General features: G+C 72.4%; 16 protein-coding genes. 9 read left to right on the top strand and 7 right to left on the bottom strand.

Annotation, left to right across the window (positions count from 1 at the left end; genetic code table 11):
• Positions 1-19: 19 nt before the first annotated feature.
• The gene (allB, locus tag G3I78_RS03480; RefSeq protein ID WP_164421216.1) at positions 20-1,360 is read right to left on the bottom strand and encodes an allantoinase AllB; all 1,341 of its coding nucleotides are present in this window, start codon (positions 1,358-1,360) and stop codon (positions 20-22) included.
• A gap of 263 nt (positions 1,361-1,623) precedes the next feature.
• Between allB and G3I78_RS03475 the strand changes: the two genes are divergently transcribed.
• Positions 1,624-2,418 (top strand): IclR family transcriptional regulator, encoded by a 795-nt coding sequence (locus tag G3I78_RS03475; protein ID WP_164421215.1) that lies wholly within the window; start codon positions 1,624-1,626, stop codon positions 2,416-2,418.
• Positions 2,415-3,098 carry a DUF6304 family protein gene (locus G3I78_RS03470; protein WP_164421214.1) on the top strand — a complete coding sequence of 228 codons (684 nt, stop codon included), beginning with the start codon at positions 2,415-2,417 and terminating at the stop codon, positions 3,096-3,098. The genes G3I78_RS03475 and G3I78_RS03470 overlap by 4 nt, the downstream gene beginning before the upstream one ends.
• 34 nt (positions 3,099-3,132) lie before the next feature.
• On the opposite strand, the gene G3I78_RS03465 is transcribed toward G3I78_RS03470, so the two are convergent.
• Positions 3,133-3,417: a DUF5955 family protein gene (locus G3I78_RS03465; RefSeq protein ID WP_343243639.1), complete on the bottom strand. Its 285-nt coding sequence runs from the start codon at positions 3,415-3,417 to the stop codon at positions 3,133-3,135.
• A 215-nt stretch (positions 3,418-3,632) separates the two neighbouring features.
• Here G3I78_RS03465 and G3I78_RS03460 point away from each other — a divergent pair, with 215 nt between their 5' ends.
• Together G3I78_RS03460 and aceB are read left to right on the top strand one after the other, a co-directional pair.
• On the top strand, positions 3,633-4,232 hold the full coding sequence (locus G3I78_RS03460) for a nucleotidyltransferase family protein (RefSeq protein WP_164421212.1): 600 nt from the start codon (positions 3,633-3,635) through the stop codon (positions 4,230-4,232).
• Positions 4,233-4,416: 184 nt separating this feature from the next.
• On the top strand, positions 4,417-6,042 hold the full coding sequence (gene aceB, locus G3I78_RS03455) for a malate synthase A (protein ID WP_164421211.1): 1,626 nt from the start codon (positions 4,417-4,419) through the stop codon (positions 6,040-6,042).
• On the opposite strand, the gene G3I78_RS03450 is transcribed toward aceB, so the two are convergent.
• Both G3I78_RS03450 and G3I78_RS03445 read right to left on the bottom strand, forming a co-directional pair.
• On the bottom strand, positions 6,032-6,325 hold the full coding sequence (locus G3I78_RS03450; RefSeq protein ID WP_164421210.1) for a SelT/SelW/SelH family protein: 294 nt from the start codon (positions 6,323-6,325) through the stop codon (positions 6,032-6,034). The genes aceB and G3I78_RS03450 overlap by 11 nt on opposite strands.
• The gene (locus G3I78_RS03445; protein WP_164421209.1) at positions 6,322-7,227 is read right to left on the bottom strand and encodes a HipA family kinase; all 906 of its coding nucleotides are present in this window, start codon (positions 7,225-7,227) and stop codon (positions 6,322-6,324) included. Before G3I78_RS03445 ends, G3I78_RS03450 begins: the two co-directional genes overlap by 4 nt.
• Before the next feature lie 146 nt (positions 7,228-7,373).
• Between G3I78_RS03445 and G3I78_RS03440 the strand changes: the two genes are divergently transcribed.
• On the top strand, positions 7,374-8,141 hold the full coding sequence (locus G3I78_RS03440) for an FHA domain-containing protein (protein WP_164421208.1): 768 nt from the start codon (positions 7,374-7,376) through the stop codon (positions 8,139-8,141).
• Positions 8,142-8,149: 8 nt separating this feature from the next.
• Entirely contained in the window at positions 8,150-9,742 is a 1,593-nt protein-coding gene (locus G3I78_RS03435; RefSeq protein WP_164421207.1) for a serine/threonine-protein kinase, read from the top strand.
• 48 nt (positions 9,743-9,790) lie between these two features.
• Here G3I78_RS03435 and G3I78_RS03430 read toward each other — a convergent pair whose 3' ends face one another.
• Positions 9,791-10,681 (bottom strand): M23 family metallopeptidase, encoded by an 891-nt coding sequence (locus G3I78_RS03430; protein ID WP_343243638.1) that lies wholly within the window; start codon positions 10,679-10,681, stop codon positions 9,791-9,793.
• Positions 10,682-10,782: 101 nt separating this feature from the next.
• Positions 10,783-12,069, bottom strand: a complete 1,287-nt coding sequence (locus G3I78_RS03425; RefSeq protein WP_164421206.1) for an SH3 domain-containing protein — start codon at positions 12,067-12,069, stop codon at positions 10,783-10,785.
• Between the two features lie 163 nt (positions 12,070-12,232).
• Between G3I78_RS03425 and G3I78_RS53090 the strand changes: the two genes are divergently transcribed.
• The gene (locus G3I78_RS53090; RefSeq protein ID WP_343243637.1) at positions 12,233-13,012 is read left to right on the top strand and encodes a M23 family metallopeptidase; all 780 of its coding nucleotides are present in this window, start codon (positions 12,233-12,235) and stop codon (positions 13,010-13,012) included.
• Between the two features lie 86 nt (positions 13,013-13,098).
• Entirely contained in the window at positions 13,099-13,545 is a 447-nt protein-coding gene (locus G3I78_RS03410) for an RICIN domain-containing protein (RefSeq protein ID WP_164421205.1), read from the top strand.
• A gap of 80 nt (positions 13,546-13,625) precedes the next feature.
• Here the strand turns inward: G3I78_RS03410 and G3I78_RS03405 are convergent, their stop codons facing one another.
• Positions 13,626-15,152: an IucA/IucC family protein gene (locus tag G3I78_RS03405; RefSeq protein WP_164421204.1), complete on the bottom strand. Its 1,527-nt coding sequence runs from the start codon at positions 15,150-15,152 to the stop codon at positions 13,626-13,628.
• Positions 15,153-15,225: 73 nt separating this feature from the next.
• Between G3I78_RS03405 and G3I78_RS03400 the strand changes: the two genes are divergently transcribed.
• Positions 15,226-16,713, top strand: coding sequence for an IucA/IucC family siderophore biosynthesis protein (locus tag G3I78_RS03400; RefSeq protein ID WP_164421203.1), 1,488 nt, complete (start codon positions 15,226-15,228; stop codon positions 16,711-16,713).
• The last annotated feature ends 4 nt before the right edge of the window (positions 16,714-16,717 follow it).

The following is a 16,717-nucleotide window of genomic DNA, read 5'->3' as shown; positions in this document are numbered from 1 at the left end:
GTTGGCCGGTGCGGGTCGATCAGGGCGTACGGGTGAGCAGTTGACCCTGCGGGGACGTGAACTCGCCGTCCGCCACGATGCGTCGGCCGCGCAGCCAGGTCGACTTCACCACTCCGTGGAGGGTCTTGCCTGCGTACGCCGTCACCCGGTTGCGGTGCTGGAGGGCGGCCGGGTCCACGGTGAAGGTCTCGTCGGCCGCGAGGACCGCGAAGTCGGCGTCACGGCCGGCCTCGATGGCGCCCTTGCGCGCGTCCAGACCCACCAGTTCGGCGGTGTGCCCGGACATCCAGCGCACCACGTCCTCCAGGGAGTGGCCGCGCTTGCGGGCCTCCGTCCACACCGCCGCGAGGCTCAGCTGGAGGCCGGAGATGCCGCCCCACGCCGTGGCGAAGTCGGAGGTCTTCAGATCCGCCGTCGACGGCGAGTGGTCCGTGACCACGCAGTCGATGGTGCCGTCGGCCAGCGCCTGCCACAGCAGGTCCTGGTTGGCGGACTCCCGGATGGGCGGGCAGCACTTGAACTCGCTGGCTCCGTCCGGGACTTCCTCGGCGGTGAGGGTGAGGTAGTGCGGGCAGGTCTCGACGGTGATGCGCACACCGTCCGCCTTGGCCCGGGCGATCAGCGGGAGCGCGTCGCTCGACGACAGGTGCAGCACGTGCACACGCGCGTCCAACCGCTTGGCCTGCGCGATGAGTTGGGCGATCGCCGTGTCCTCGGCATCGCGCGGCCGGGAGGCCAGGAAGTCGGCGTAGCGGGGACCTCCCTGCTGCGGGGCGGCCTCCAGGTGGTGCGGGTCCTCGGCGTGCACGATCAACAGGCCGCCGAAGGAGGCGATCTCGGCCAGTGACCGGGCCAGCCCGTCCTGGTCGAGGTGCGGGAACTCCTCGACGCCGGACGGGGACAGGAACGCCTTGAAGCCGAAGACCCCCGACTCGTGCAGCGGGCGCAGGTCCTTGACGTTGTCGGGCAGCGCGCCGCCCCAGAAGCCGACGTCGATGTGGGCCTTGTCGGCGGCGACCTCCTGCTTGATGCGCAGGTGGTCGACGGTCGTGGTGGGCGGAAGGGAGTTGAGGGGCATGTCGACGAGGGTGGTGATGCCGCCGGCCGCCGCCGCGCGCGTGGCGGTCCAGAAGCCCTCCCACTCGGTGCGGCCCGGGTCGTTGACATGCACGTGGGTGTCGACCAGGCCGGGCAGCAGGGCGTCGTCGCCGAGGTCCTCGAACCGGGCGCCCGACGGCACCTCGCAGTCGTACGGCAGGACGGCCGTGATCGTCCCGTCCGCGACCGCGACCGAGGCGGCCCGCGTCCCTTCGGGTGTGATGACACGCGTCGAGCGCAGCACCAGTTCAGTGTCGGACACCCGCACCCCTCTCTGCCGCAGTTGACTTCCGCGTAACGGAATTCAACTTTCTGTTGAAGGAGTCTTCACTCCCGGTCGGGCGCCGTCAAGGGCACACTTCCTCACAGTGCGCCGACCGCCGGAACTCTGGACGTTTCCACAAAGCGGAATTAGAATTCCAACAAGCAGAACGTAGCTATGCACCAGCGGGGAGTCAACCGACTGCCGGGTAGGCTTCTGCCCTCCTGCCCAGACCCGAAAGGCAGCCCCGAAAGGAACGCGCCGTGCCGACGTCCAGCGCCAGCACCACCGACTCCGCCAAGTCCGCCGGTGGCGGGGTCCAGTCCCTTGAGCGCGCCTTCGATCTGCTGGAACGGATGGCGGACGCGGGCGGAGAGGTCGGACTGAGCGAGCTGTCCGCGAGCAGCGGACTGCCCCTGCCCACCATCCACCGCCTGATGCGCACCCTCGTGTCCTGCGGTTACGTCCGTCAGCAGCCCAACCGCCGCTACGCCCTCGGCCCGCGCCTGATCCGCCTCGGCGAGTCCGCCTCCCGGCTGCTCGGCACCTGGGCCCGCCCCTATCTCGCCCGCCTGGTCGAGGAGACCGGCGAGACGGCCAACATGGCACTGCTCGACGGGGACGAGATCGTCTACGTCGCCCAGGTGCCCTCGAAGCACTCGATGCGGATGTTCACCGAGGTCGGCCGGCGTGTCCTGCCGCACTCCACGGGCGTCGGCAAGGCCCTGCTCGCCAACACCCCGGACGCCGAGGTGCGCGCCCTCCTCCACCGCACCGGCATGCCGGCCGCGACGGAGAAGACGATCACCACGCCGGACGGCTTCCTCGCGGCCCTCGCCGACGTGCGCGCCCAGGGGTACGCCGTCGACGACAACGAACAGGAGATCGGCGTCCGCTGCCTCGCGGTGTCGGTGCCCGACTCCCCCACCGCGGCGGCCATCTCGATCTCCGGTCCGGCGGGGCGGGTCACCGAGGCGGCCACCGAGAAGATCGTGCCGGTGCTCCAGCAGGTGGCGTCGGAACTCTCCGAGGCACTGGCCAGCCAGAGCCCGGCGTGACGGCCTTACAGCGCTGGCCCGGGCGGTACACCGACCGGCACGGCACGGAGGACGTCGTCTTCGAGTCCGACGGGCGGGAGTCGATCCGTACGACCATCAGGGGCGTCCACTTCGAGGGCGACGTGATGGACGACCTGGGCGCGCTGGGCGGGGAGCCGCCCGAGCGGATGTTCTCGTTCAGGGACGGGGCGCTGTACTTCTGCCTCCTGGAGTGGGAAACACCCCTGCCCGTCGACGTCAGGGGCAGCGGCGTCCGGCCCGGCACGCTGCGCTGCGTCCTGCGGCTCGGGGATCCGGCGGGCCCCCGGCCCGGGCCGGATCTGCAGACCCTGAGCACCACCCTGCACCTGGACGGATACGAGTTCGGCAGCGGGACGCTCCGGTTCGACTTCGAGCAGGCGCTGCGCGACATCCAGCGCGCACTGCCGCGAGCCGCCCGGCTGCGGGCCTGCGTCTCGTGCGCGTGGTCCGACTACAGCCCGCTGGGCAACGGGATGATGGCCGGGCTGGCCTGCTTCCGGGACGTCAAGGACCGCTACCGGAGGGTGGACGCCAAGCACGGTCCGACGGGCATCTTCGCGGTCTGGGACGACCTCACCGAGTTCGTCCAGGAGACCTGGCTCTGCCCGGAGTTCGAGCACCGCGGCACGCACAAGGGGTACCGGGGTTCGTTCCCCTAGGGGGTGCGTCCGGATCGGCCCGGCGTCGCGGGCCCTAGCGGCGCGGCTCCCCGAACAGTTCCACCGCGTTGCGTACGTCCGTCAGCCCCCGCGACAGCGCGCTGACCGACCCGATCGCCCCGGCGATCAGCAGCAACGACCGTCGCAGGCGCGGGACTTCGGGCGTTCCGTCGATCGTCATCGCGGCCAGCGCGGCGAGTTCGTCCTCGGCGATGCCGCGGTCCGGGAACTCGGCGGGGTGCGCGGCGAGTTCGCGGCGCAGCCGGGACACCGCGGTCCGCAGTTCCGCCACTCTCGGATCGTTGTCGCTGCCGGTCACTGGTCTCTGCCCCAAGCTCCGCAACACAGCACTCCCCCTCGCACGCCGTCGTGCGCCCTGCGTGGTGAATCCCGCCGAACAGCCCCGTGACGCTGGTCGGGCGCCGGGGGACGCGGGTCAGTAAACGCCACGCAGGGCGCCGGGCGCCACCGTGCGGACCGAAATTCAGCCCCGCGAAACCCGGCGCACCCCGGCACGTCAGGTATGCAGGACGCATGACGGAGAACGAACAGCAGGTCGCCGGAGTGCTCCTGGCCGCGGGCGGCGGACGCCGGCTCGGCGGCCGGCCCAAGGCACTGCTCCGGCACCGGGGCCGCCCGCTGGTCGAACACGCGGTCGGCTTCCTGCGCGCGGCCGGCTGCGCCCGCTTGCACGTGGTCCTGGGGGCGGCCGCGGCGGCCGGACCGCCGGCGGCGGATCTCGGCGGCTGTGTGCTGGTGGAGAACCCGGAGTGGGCCGACGGCATGGGGGCGTCGCTGCGGGCCGGGCTGGACTCGCTGGCCGGTACGGGGGCGCGGGCGGCGCTGGTGTCGCTCGTCGACCAGCCCGGCATCGGGCCGGAGGCGGTGACCCGAGTCCTGGCCGCGTTCGAGGACGAGTCCTCGCTGGTCTCGGCCGCCTACGACGGTGTACGCGGGCATCCCGTCCTGCTGGGCGCCGCGCACTGGGCCGGGATCGCCGCGACTGCGACCGGCGACCGGGGGGCACGCGCCTATCTGAGGGAGCACCGGGACGCGCTCGTGCTCGTCGAGTGCGGGGACGTGGCCGAGCCGTACGACATCGACACGGCGGCGGATCTGGCGCACCTTGAGTGAGCGCGGTGGCACGCAGAGCCACGTTCGCTCGACTCGGAGAATCTCGACATCAACAGACGATTGAACTTCCACGATGAGGAAACTAGTATCCACTGTTCAGAAGCGCCCCACCCTTGCGAGGGGCGCCGCTCGCGTACCCGGTTCGACTGGCACCCGGTGCCACCGCTGAAGGAAGTGACCGCTCATGTCCGCACCAGCGCCGTCCCCGCTGGCCATCGTCGACGCCGAGCCCCTGCCGCGGCAGGAGGAGGTCCTCACCGAGGCGGCGCTCGCCTTCGTGGCCGAGCTGCACCGCCGGTTCACGCCCCGGCGTGACGAGCTCCTCGCCCGCCGCGCCGAGCGCCGCGCCGAGATCGCCCGCACCTCCACGCTCGACTTCCTCCCGGAGACCGCCGCGATCCGCGCGGACGACTCCTGGAAGGTGGCGCCCTCCCCCGCGGCCCTGAACGACCGCCGGGTCGAGATCACCGGTCCCACCGACCGCAAGATGACCGTCAACGCGCTCAACTCCGGTGCCAGGATCTGGCTCGCGGACTTCGAGGACGCCTCGGCGCCCACGTGGGAGAACGTCGTCCTGGGACAGGTCAACCTGGCGGACGCCTACACCCGGAACATCGACTTCACCGACGAGAGGTCCGGCAAGTCGTACGCCCTCAAGGCCGACGAGGAGCTCGCCACCGTCGTCATGCGCCCGCGCGGCTGGCACCTGAACGAGCGGCACCTGACCGACGCCGACGGCGCCCAAGTGCCGGGCGCCCTCGTCGACTTCGGCCTGTACTTCTTCCACAACGCCCAGCGTCTGCTCGACCTCGGCAAGGGCCCGTACTTCTACCTGCCGAAGACCGAGTCGCACCTCGAAGCGCGGCTCTGGAACGACGTGTTCGTCTTCGCGCAGGAGTACTGCGGCATCCCGCAGGGCACCGTCCGCGCGACCGTCCTGATCGAGACGATCACGGCCGCGTACGAGATGGAGGAGATCCTCTACGAACTCCGCGACCACGCCTCGGGGTTGAACGCGGGCCGCTGGGACTACCTGTTCTCCATCGTCAAGAACTTCCGTGACGGCGGCGCCAAGTTCGTCCTGCCGGACCGCAATGCGGTCACCATGACGGCCCCGTTCATGCGGGCGTACACCGAACTCCTCGTCCGCACCTGCCACAAGCGCGGGGCGCACGCGATCGGCGGCATGGCGGCGTTCATCCCGTCCCGCCGGGACGCCGAGGTCAACAAGGTGGCCTTCGAGAAGGTCCGCGCCGACAAGGACCGTGAGGCCGGCGACGGTTTCGACGGCTCCTGGGTCGCCCACCCCGACCTGGTCCCGATCGCCATGGAGTCCTTCGACAAGGTCCTCGGCGACAAGCCGAACCAGAAGGACCGGCTGCGCGAGGACGTCCACGTCGAGGCCGCCGACCTGATCGCGGTCGACTCGCTGGAGGCGAAGCCGACGTACAACGGACTGGTCAACGCCGTTCAGGTGGGCATCCGTTACATCGAGGCCTGGCTGCGCGGGCTCGGCGCGGTCGCCATCTTCAACCTCATGGAGGACGCGGCCACCGCCGAGATCTCCCGCTCGCAGATCTGGCAGTGGATCAACGCGGGCGTCGAGTTCGAGAACGGCGAGAAGGCCACCCCGGAACTGGCCCGCAAGGTCGCCGCCGAGGAACTGTCCGCCATCCGCGCGGAGATCGGCGAGGAGCCCTTCGCGGCCGGCCACTGGCAGCAGGCCCACGACCTGCTCCTCCAGGTCTCCCTCGACGCCGACTACGCGGACTTCCTGACGCTGCCGGCGTACGAGCAGCTCAAGGGCTGAGCCTGTCCTCGGAGTTCTTGTCCGAGTGGCCCAGGGACTTCCCCGGGGCCACTCGGTCGCGTACGGCCCGCTTCACGGCCGTCGGCTCCGGGAAGCCCTGTTCGCGGCGGTCCCAGACGATCTCGTCGTCCACGCGGACCACGAAGACGCCGCCCGTGCCGGGCTTGAGGGACAGCTCGTCGAGTTCCGTCTCGAAGGTGGTGAGCAACTCCTGGGCCAGCCAGGCCGCGCGGGGCAGCCAGCGGCACTGGGTGCAGTACTCGATCTGTACGACGGGGCTCATCCGAGGTGCACCGACCAGTCCTGTTCCGCGGCCGGTTCGCCGTGCAGGTCGGGGACCCGCTTGAGCCACTTCGGCCGTCCTTGTTCCGTCCGCGCCGCCCGCAGGGCCTGCTCGGCGGCGAGTTCCTCCCGGGTGGGGAAGTCGGTGGGGAGCCAGTCGGCGGAGGCCCGCACACGCGCGTGCAGGTAGTCGACGTACGCCTCGCGCATCTCGGCGGGCGTGCCGAAGTCCGTCAGCCAGGCGTCCGGGACCTCCGCGACGATCCTGCGCAGCAGTTCCGGCGTCACCTTCGGCGCGAGTTCCGCGTCGGCGGCGCGCACGTCGGGGCCGTAGTGGCCGAGGGCGTGGTGGCGGAAGTCGTACGCCTTGGTCGGGTCCGTGCCCTCCCAGCGGTGGTGGAAGACGAGCGCGGCGCCGTGGTCGATCAGCCACAGACGCGGCGGCGCGATGCCGAGCGTCGGCCAGATCATCAGGTTCGAACTGTGCACCGTACGGTCGACGTTGGCGGTGAGCGCGTCGAGCCAGACCACCCGGCCGGCCTCCAGCGGGTCGACCGGGAACACCTCGGCGGCCTCGGGGGTGAAGTCGCGGGCGCCCGGCAGGTAGTCCATGCCGAGGTTGAGGCCCGCGCTGGCACCGTGGAGTTCCCGGACCTCCTGGTGGGGTTCGTCCGAGGCGATCCGCGGGTCGAAGTGCACCAGGACCAGCTCGGGGAAGCGCAGCCCCAGCGCCCGCGCCAGTTCCCCTACAATCACCTCGGCCACCAGCGCCTTGTGGCCCTGCGCGGAGCCGGTGAACTTCACGACGTACGTCCCGAGGTCGTCGGCCTCGAAGACGCCGGGGACGGAGCCGCCCGAGCGCAGGGGCTCGACGTAATGGGTTGCGGTGACCTCCCTCAGCATTTCACCAGGCTATACGTAGTTCTGCGTACGCCCGCGACGGACCGCGTGCGGGTGCAACCGGATCCGCCTGGGGAGGGTGTTACTGCAGGGAGTCCGTGCGTTTGACCGGCGCACGGCGCAAGGGAAACCGTGAGAATCGGGGGACGATGAGCGGCATAGTGATCCATTTGCCACAGGAACCGGTGCGGACGGTACGGCTCGGCCCGGGAGAGGTGGCGCGCTTCGGCCGGGGCTGCGACACGGCACCCGTGGAGCTGCGGCTCCCGGACCCGTCGGTGTCCCGGCTGGCCGGGGAGATCCGGGTGACCGACGAGCACTGGCTGCTGAGCAACTTCAGTACGACGCAGAGCTATCTGGTGGAGAACCCGGAGGGCGCCGGGGAGTATCTGCGGGTGCCGCCGCGCCGCGTCGGGGCGCCCATCCCCTTCGAGTTCGCGCGGGTCGTGCTGCCCACGCGGGGAGCCGGGGTGAGCTTCCACGTCTTCGCGCCCGACCACGTCTACCTCGATCCGAGCGGTCCTGAGGGCGAGCACCTGGGCACCCGGACCCTGACCGCGTACTCGCTCGACCAGACCGCCGCGTACTTCCTGGTGCTGGTCGCGCTCTGCGAGCCCCGGCTGCGCGACGAGTCGGCGCTCGCGGTACCGACCACGCCCGAGATCGTCGAGCGGCTGCGCCGGCACCCGCAGTGCGAACGGCTCACGGCCCGCGCGGTCAGCGCCCACATCGACTACCTCGCCGACGAGAAGCTCCGCATCGTCCCGCCCGCCGAGCGGGAGCCGGGCCGCGGTGCCCGTCGCAATGGCAAACGCGAGACGCTCGTCGGGGTCGCGCTCCGCTTCGGCCTGGTCGACGAGCGGCACCTCGGCCTCCTTCCCGCACGCACGGCGGCCGGGGCGGGAGCGGGCCGGTGAGCGGGGCGGTGCCGAGAGTTCCCCGCGGACTGCGGGTCGGGGACTGGGAGGTCGGCGATCCGATCGCCGAGGGCGGCTGGGGATGGGTCTACGAGGGGCGTCGCGTGGGCCCGGCGGACGCCGACCGTGGCGCCCACGCGACGGACAAGAACCGGAACACGGGCGCCACGGACAAGAGCCGCAGCACGGGCGCCACGGACAACGGCCACAGCACAGGCGCCACGGACAAGGGCCGCAACACCGGCCCCACGGACAACAGCCGCAGCACAGCCCCGGCTGACAAGGACCACAGCACGCCCGCCGCGGACGACACCCAAATCGTCGCCCTGAAGTTCATGCCCACCGCCGGACTCGCGCCCCGCCAGGCACGCGGGCTCGCGGAGAGCGCCCGCCGGGAGAGCGAGTTCGGGCGCCGGACCCGCCACCCCCGGCTCGTGCGGCTGCTCGACTCCGTCGTCCTGGACGAGCCGGACCGTCCCGAGCTCGACGGGGCGGTCGTCCTGGTGATGGAGCGCGCCGAGCGGAGTCTGCGGCAGCTGCTGGAGAGCGAGGGGGACCTGCCCGACGGCGCGGGAGCCCGGATCCTGACGCAGATCTGCGAGGGGCTGGCGTATCTGCACGCCCAGGGCTGGGTGCACGGCGACCTCAAGCCCGACAACGTCCTGCTGATGGCGGACGGTTCGGTCCGGCTGTCGGACTTCGGGCTCGCCGCCGAGCTGGACGGCACCCTCGGCACGCACGGCTGGATGCCGCCCGCCGGCACGCCCGACTACCTGCCGCCCGAGCGCTGGCGGGCCCCTCTGGGCGAGCGCGGGGTGCAGGTGCGGCCGAGCACCGACGTCTGGGCCCTGGGCATCGTGATCCACCAGGTGTTCACCGGGGGCGCCTCGCCGTTCCCCGGCGCGACGGCGGCGGCCCGCGGCACGGCCGTACAGGAGTTCGCGGCCGGGCGGGCGCCGCTGCGGCTGGATCCCGCCGTGCCTCCGGCGTGGCGCGCGCTCGTCACCGACTGCCTGGCACCGGCCCACGCGACCCGCGCCGAGCACACCGCGGCGGAGCTGCTGGCCCGTGTGCAGGCCGCGTCCGAAACGGGGGCCGAGACGGGGTCCGACAGCAGTCCCAGCAGTCCGCCACGCCGTCGGCGGCGGCTGGTGCTCGGCGCCGTGACGGCCACGGCGCTGGGCGCGGCGGCGGCCGTCGGCTTGCCGTACCTCGTCGGGAACGGCGGGGACCGGGGCGCGCGGAACGACACCGAGGTGCACGCCGAGAACATCTCCGGCACCGCCCCGGCCATCGCCCGGGTCACGGTGTACAACGTGGAGAAGCTCTGCCGCGACCGGGCCGAAGCACGCGACCCGATGTGCAGTCTGGGGCTGGCGGTCGACCCCGAGGCGGCGTACACCATCGACAACGTCGTACCCACCCGGGTGTGGCACGGGGACGCCCTGTCCGCGGAGTGCCGGACGAGCAAGGGCCTGCCGGTGACCGACGAGGTCGGCACCCGCACCACCACGTGGTACCGGGTCCGGCTGCGGGACGGCAAGGCGTGGCTTCCGGCCGTACGGACGAAGGACCGCCCCGCCGTGTCCGAGTGCACGTGATCCTCCCCGGTCCGGCCGGTGCCGCGTGGCGCCGGCCGGACCGGTCGGTCAGGTGCAGGTACGGATGTCCCGGCCGTCGTTGTCCTTGGCCTCGTCGTTGCCCCACTTCTGGAGGTAGTAGGCGGAGACGTACGCCCGCCCCGACCCGCCCGGCGCCACCTCGTCGAGGTCGGTGAGCAGCCACCAGTGGTTGTACGAGGTGTCGTTGCCCACCTTGTCCCCCCACTGCTTGCACAGCACGTAGTTGGTGCCCTTGCGCAGGGTGCCCTGGGGTGCGCAGCGCGGTGCGCTGTCGCCGACGCAGTCGACGTACTTGTATCCGGTGGCGTCCGCGTAGGTGTCCACCCAGAACCGGTCGGGCTGACCGCCCCCGCCGTCACACGCGTTAGTACTCTTGACCTGCGGGAACGGTCCGTCCGGGCTGAGCCGGTACTCGGTGCCCTGGATCACCGGGTGGACCATCTCGTCGGTCTCGCCGTCGTTGTCGCCGTTGGTGTCGTAGAGCTGCTCGTAGTGCAGGTGCGCCTCCTCCGTGCCGACGAGGCCGAGCCGTCCCAGGGGGGTGCCGGAGTCGACGCGCTGGCCGAGGCGCACGTCGATGCGGTCCATGTGCAGATAGACCGTGAACCAGCCGCCGCCGTGGTTGATCTCCAGCCCGCCGGGCTCGAAGAACTCGGTGACCGTGCCGGCGGCGGAGGCGGCGACCGTGGCGCCGAGGGTGGGGCCGCCGACCCGGTACATGTCGAGCTTCTTGTCGTCGGGCGCGTGGCCCAGGTACGTCTGCAACTGCCAGGTCTGTCCGCATGCGAACGGCAGTCTGAAGTCCGGGCGGGCGGCGGGCGCCGCCGTCGCGGCGGGCGCGCTCGCGCACACCCCCGCCGTCATCAGCAGCGCGATCAGCGCCGCCACCCAGCCCGGTTTCCCTCGCCACAGCCTCACGGGTCCCTGTCCTTCCAGTCGGTGTCCTGCGGCGACAGTGCCGCAGGACGGCCGGGAAGGGACTCCGGCACGTTACGGGGTGGGCGGCGGCGCTCAGCGGGTCAGGTGCCGCAGCGGCGGCTCACACCGCCGGTCTCGTCGCCCTTGAGGTAGATCGCGCTGACGTAGCCCACCCCGCCCGCGCGCAGCGGGAGTTCGACCCACTTGTCGCTCGTGTAGCCCTCGGCGGAGATCCGCTCGCCGGTCTTCCAGCAGTTCGCCGGGTACGTCTCGTTCGGGTAGACCTTGCTGACCGGATCGCAGCCCGTGATGCCCGCGCAGGCGCGGACGTTGGCCTCCGCCCAGGCCGTGACGTTGGTCGTCCCGCCGCCCCCGCCGCCGTCGGTGGGCTGGAAGGTGACGTCGACCCAGTCGTTGTCCGTCATGCCGAGGCCGTCCCAGAAGGTGCCGTCGGCCACGTCGATCCCGGCCGGGTTGGCGACCCGGCGGCCGAACTCGTCACGGCCGCCGTTGTAGCCGTTCTGGTAGGCCGCCTGGGCCTCCGGGGTGCCCTGCGGGAGGTCGTTCCACATCTGGCGCTGGCCCGGCGGGTTCCAGTAGTCGTCCTTGGTGTTCCAGGGACCGACGTCCCACACCGGGGCGGTCTCGCAGCGTCCGGTGCGCGCGTAGCACAGCCGCACCTGGTACTCGCGGCCTCCGTTGCTCGCGAGCATCCGCCGCGAGGGCAGGGCCACGAAGTGGTCGCGCGGCTGGATGACATGGCCGTTGGCCGTGGTCTGCCCGGTCAGTCCCTCACGGGTGGCGAAGAGGCGGTACGACACGGACGCCGCGGCGCTCGCCCCGGCACCGGCACGGGCGGCGGACCGGGACGGGTCGGCGTGCACCCGGACGTCCGAGACGACCGGGGAGCCGGTCCCGCCGCCCAGGAGGGTGAGCCGCACCTGGAGGACGGACACGGCCTGGGACAGCCGCAGCCGGCCCGCCGAGTCGGGGGCGGTCCACTGTGTCCAGTCGCCGGGGTGGCCGCTGCCGCGGACCTCGGTGAGCACCTGGCTCCCCGACGGCACCCGGGCCTCGCGGCGGACGGTGAAGGAGTCGGTCTGCCGCCCGAGGCTCTGGGCCGGGGCGGTGTAGAGGGCGTACGCCCGGCCGGGGGCGGAGGCGGGGCGGGCGCGGCGGTCGCCGATGGTGAGCCGGCCGTCCGCCTGGTGGCGGGTGTTGTGCTGATCGGCCGAGGTGCTGGCGAGGTCGACGCGCCAGTCGGCGGCCGGGTTCTGCGCGGCGGGTCTCTCCCCGCCGTCGGCGGTGGCGGTCGTGGCGGGCGTCAGCCCGCCCACGACCAGCAGGGCGCACAGCCCCTGTATCAGGCGTCGGGTGGTGGTTCGCACGGTGTGTCTCCCCCATGGGCTCGGAAACCGTCCGGTTGTCTTGGAGAGCCCTATCGGCCGCGGTCGCGCGCTGTCATTCCGGAACGTTCCGGGTGCCGCCCGGTGCCGCGGCGCGGATAGCTTCCGGGCCGTCCCCACACCGCATCACCGGAGAGGAAGTCCCGTGCGTCTGCATCCGCTCGCCGGACTCGTCGCGGCGGCCGCCGTGTTCCTGCCCCTGACGGCCGCGGCCCCGGCCGTCGCCGCGCCGGCCGCCGCGGCGGCGTTCGCCGCTTCGTGCCCCACCGCCGGAGTCATCAGCCAGGGCTACAGCGGCAGCCACGACGGCGTCGACATCGCCAACGCCCTGGGCACGCCCATCTACGCCGTCGGCGCCGGTGAGGTCATCGCCTCCGGCCCCGCCAGCGGCTACGGGCAGTGGATCCGCATCCTGCACGAAGACGGCACCGTGACCGAGTACGGGCACATGTACCAGCGCGACGTCTCCGTCGGCCAGCGCGTCACCGCCGGGCAGCGCATCGCTCTCATGGGCGCCGAGGGCGAGGCGACCGGGCCGCACCTGCATCTGCGGGTCCGGATCGGTACGTCCACCACGGTCCGCGGCATCGACCCGGTGCCGTATCTGCGCGAGCGCGGGGTCAACCTGCCCTGCACGCCCGGCGGAGGGGGCGGAGGCGGTGGCGGGCAGACCACGGTGACCGCGTGGGCGGAGGCCAACGTCCGCGCCTGCGCCGGTGTCACCGGCTGCGATCCGGTCAGCAAGGTCTATCCCAACGAGACCTACCCGGCGAACTGCTGGAAGACCGGCGAGCGCATCTCCGCCGAGGGCTACACCAACGACAAGTGGATCCAACTCCCGCTCCGCGCGGGCGGAGTGGGCTACGTCAGCGCGATCTACCTCAAGGGCGACGAGACCGGCAACGTCAGCACCCAGTGCCGCTGACCGGTCCGCCGCCGCATCCGTCCTTCCTTCCCTTCCCGCGCCGCATACCGCGGTGCGGGAGTCCCACCCGACCGAAAGGCACACCCATGTCCCTCGCCACGCTCGGCCGCATCGCGGCGCTCGGCACCACCGCCACCGCGCTCGCCCTGCTGCCGCTGTCCACCGCCTCGGCCGCGGACGCCATCAACACCTTCAAGAACCAGGCGACGAACCGCTGCATCGACGACACCAACAACGGGTTCCGCACCTGGGACTGCAACGGCAGCAACGCCCAGAACTGGATCGTGCACCGCTGGAACGACGGCACCGTCCAGCTGAAGAACGTCAACACCAACCGCTGCATGTTCGACAGCGACCAGGGCTTCAAGACCGCGAACTGTGACTCCAGCCCGAACCAGAGCTGGTACGTCAAGAAGTGGGCCGACAACACGATCGAGCTGAAGAACCAGGCGACGAACCGCTGCATCGACGACAGCAATGTCGGCTTCCGCACCCTCGGGTGCAACGCCGGCACGTACCAGAGCTGGTTCTGATCAGCAGGTACCGACAGACGCCTCGGGGGCGTCCGCCGCGGATCGGTTCCGTGGTGGGCGCCCCCGAGGCGTGTCGGCGCTCAGGCCCCGGCCAGCGGGTTGGGCAGCGGCAGATAGCGGGCGTCCGCCCCGTCCGCGCCGGTCCACCGCAGCAGCAGGTTGGTCTTGCCGGGGAGGGTCGGCGCGGCCGGCAGGGCCCGGGCCTCGGGGAGGTCGTGGCGGGCCAGTTCCCGGCGCGCGGCCGGCCAGGGGTCGAACCCGGGGTGCCGTTCGCCGCCGGCCGCGGCGACCTCGCACAGGTGGTTGACGACCAGGCAGTACACCAGCCGCTCCCACCCGGCCGCCCTGGACACGTCCGGCAGCAGCTTCACGCCCTCGGCGTCCCGGAACAGCGCCCGCACGGGCGTGCCGTCGGCGTCCACGGCGACCAGGGTGTTCTGAAGATGCGCTTCGAGTACGACGCCGTGGTCGGCGAAGGCCGCGAGCGCGGGCGGGACCACCGCGCCCAGATACGCCTCCCACCAGGCCCCGGGGTCCTCGGTGCCGTCGAGGGGGCTGCCCTCGAAGCCCTCCACCAGGGCGGCGGCGAGCAGCGGGGTCGTGCCGGGCGCGATGCGGTCGTACAGGCCGTCGCGGACCAGGACGGCGAGTTCCTCGAAGGCGAAGTCGGCGGTGCGGTAGCCGCGGTCACTGAGCCACCCGGCGGGACCCGCGGCGAGGGCCGAGGCGGCCGCTTCATCAGTACGGCGGAGTTTCAGCAGGTCGTGGCGCCAGAGCCGGCGGATGTCGTTGGTGATGCGCACGTCGAGGCTGAACTTCAGGAAGAGGTCCCGCTCGGGGGCGTACACCGTGCGGATCGCGGCGGTCGGCCAGGTCTCGAAGCCGGTGGTGCCGAGCCGGATCAGCCGGCCGTCCCCGAAGGCCTCCGCACAGGCCCCGGCGCTCCCGACCAGGTCGAGCTGCCAGGGGTGGGCCGGGAGCAGCCGGTAGCCGGGCGGGGCCTCGCCCAGCGCGTCGAGGGCCGAGGTGTCGCCCTCCTCGACGACCGTGTCCGCGCGCACGCCGAGCAGGACCAGCGGAAAACGGGCATGGGCCTCGGGGGCGTACTTCAGCCAGGCGGCGACGGGTCCGCCGCCGCGGGCCTTGGGAGCGGGGTGGTGCGGGTGGCCGGTGACGAGGGACTGCTCGGAGCGCAGATACGGGTCCGCGGGCGCCGTGGCCCGTTCCCGGGCCGTGAGCAGGGCGGCCACCGCGTCCCGGCTGTCGGTCATCTCGGCGGGCAGTTCGTGGTTGGACAGTCCGGTGTGCCGGGTCAGTTCCTCGGCGACGAGCTTCACCAGCTCGGGGTGGCCGACGCGCCGCCAGCCGTCCTCCGTGCGCACCTCGGGCTCGGCGGGCCGCCGTTCGCCCCGTACCCTGAGCAGTCTGCCGCCGGGCAGCCGGTGGACGCGGTGCCCGCCGGATCGCGGGAGTGGCTCGGCCACCTCCCGCAGCAGGCAGTTGAGCAGGGGCGCTGCCGCGTACGCGTCGGCGCGGTGGGCGACGTCGGCGCTGTCGGCGGGCGGGGGCTGGAGATCCACGCGATCCACTCGTTCTCTACGGTTCATCTGGGGCGATGACGATCAGTATGTCTGCCGTCACCGCCCCGCCGTGACCCCACTCGTACCCGAGGAGCCCCCCGTGCACCGTCCTCCCGCCGCCGAGGCCGAGTTCGCCGAGGAGCTGGCCGTGCTGCGCCCCGACCTCGCGGCGCGGTACTCGGCCGCACTGCCCGGCGCCCGTGCGGCGGTGCTGTCCCGCCTGTGGCGTGGGCTCACGCACGATCCGCTGCCGTGGATCGCGGAGCGGACCGCCGGCCGGGAGGGTCTCACCCTGCGCCTTTCGGACGGCCGCCGGCTGCACGGCCCGCACCCGGACCCCTTCGCCACCGCCGCCTACGTCACCGTCGTACACCTCGACGAGGCCGGCTACGACGATCCGGCGCGCCTGATGACCACCCTCGGCGTACCGCACGGCGCCGAGCCGGCGGCCGAACTCGCCGACAGCGTGGCCTCTTTGGCGCTGTCGAGGGCCGGGCAGCCCGGGACCCCGGCCAAGTGGCCGGTGCACGACTGGGAGTGGGAACAGCGGATCGTCGACGGGCACCCCTATCACCCCAACTGCCGTTCCCGGCCCGGTTTCTCGGTGGCCGAGCAGCTGGCGTACGGGCCCGAGCACCGGCCGTCGGTACGGCTGGGGCTGGTGCCGGCCCCGGCGGGCGAGTGCCTGGTGACGGGCGAGTGGCCGTCGGAACTGCGGGACGGGGAGCGGCTGTTGCTGCCCGTGCATCCGTGGCAGGCGGAGCATGTGCTGAAGCGGACGGTCACCGACGGTCTCGACGCGCACCCGCTGATGTCCCTGCGCACCCTCGCCCTCGCCGACGGTCCGACGCACGTCAAGACCGCGCTGAGCGCCCGGCTGACGTCCTCGGTGCGGGACATCTCCGTCTACTCCATCGGCATGTCCGCGGCCCTCTCCGCGTTCGCGGAGACCCTGTCGGAACGCATGGACGGCCTGCTGCACTTCACCCGCACCCTCGGGGCCGCGACGGCCGGTTCCCCGGATCTCGCCGCCGTGCTGCGGGAGTCGCCCCAGGCCTACGGCGACCGGGTCCTGCCGGTGGCCGCCCTCGCCACCACCGAACTGGCCGACGACCCCGCCTGGTTGGCCCAGTTCGCCCGGCTGGCCCTCACGGCCGGACTGCGCCTGCTCGACCTCGGTGTCGCCCTGGAGGCGCACGGCCAGAACCTCCTCGTCGTCCTGTCCGAGTCGGACGCGCCCGTGCGCCTCGTGTACCGGGACCTCGCCGACATCCGGGTCAGCCCCGCGCGGCTGGCCCGGCACGGCGTTCCGGTCCCGGCGCTGTCCGGACGGATCGTCACGGACGACGAAACCACCCTGCGCCGCAAGCTGTTCGGCTCCCTGGTGGCGGGCGCGCTCGCGGGTACGGCGGGTTCGGCGGCCGAGCTGCGCGGGGCGCTGGAGACGGCCGTACGGGATCTGCCGCGCACCCCCGATCTGGCCGCGCTGCTCGAACAGCCGCTGCCCGCCAAGGCGTTGACGCTGATGCGGCTGTCGCCGGGGACACCGGGCGACCAGTGGACCCGGCTGCCCAACCCCCTGCTCTGAGCGG

Origin of the sequence: Streptomyces sp. SID13726 (assembly GCF_010548375.1) — a bacterium.
GTDB lineage: Bacteria > Actinomycetota > Actinomycetes > Streptomycetales > Streptomycetaceae > Streptomyces.
Note: the sequence above shows the minus strand (reverse complement) of the source record. Positions and strands in the feature narration are given on the sequence as shown.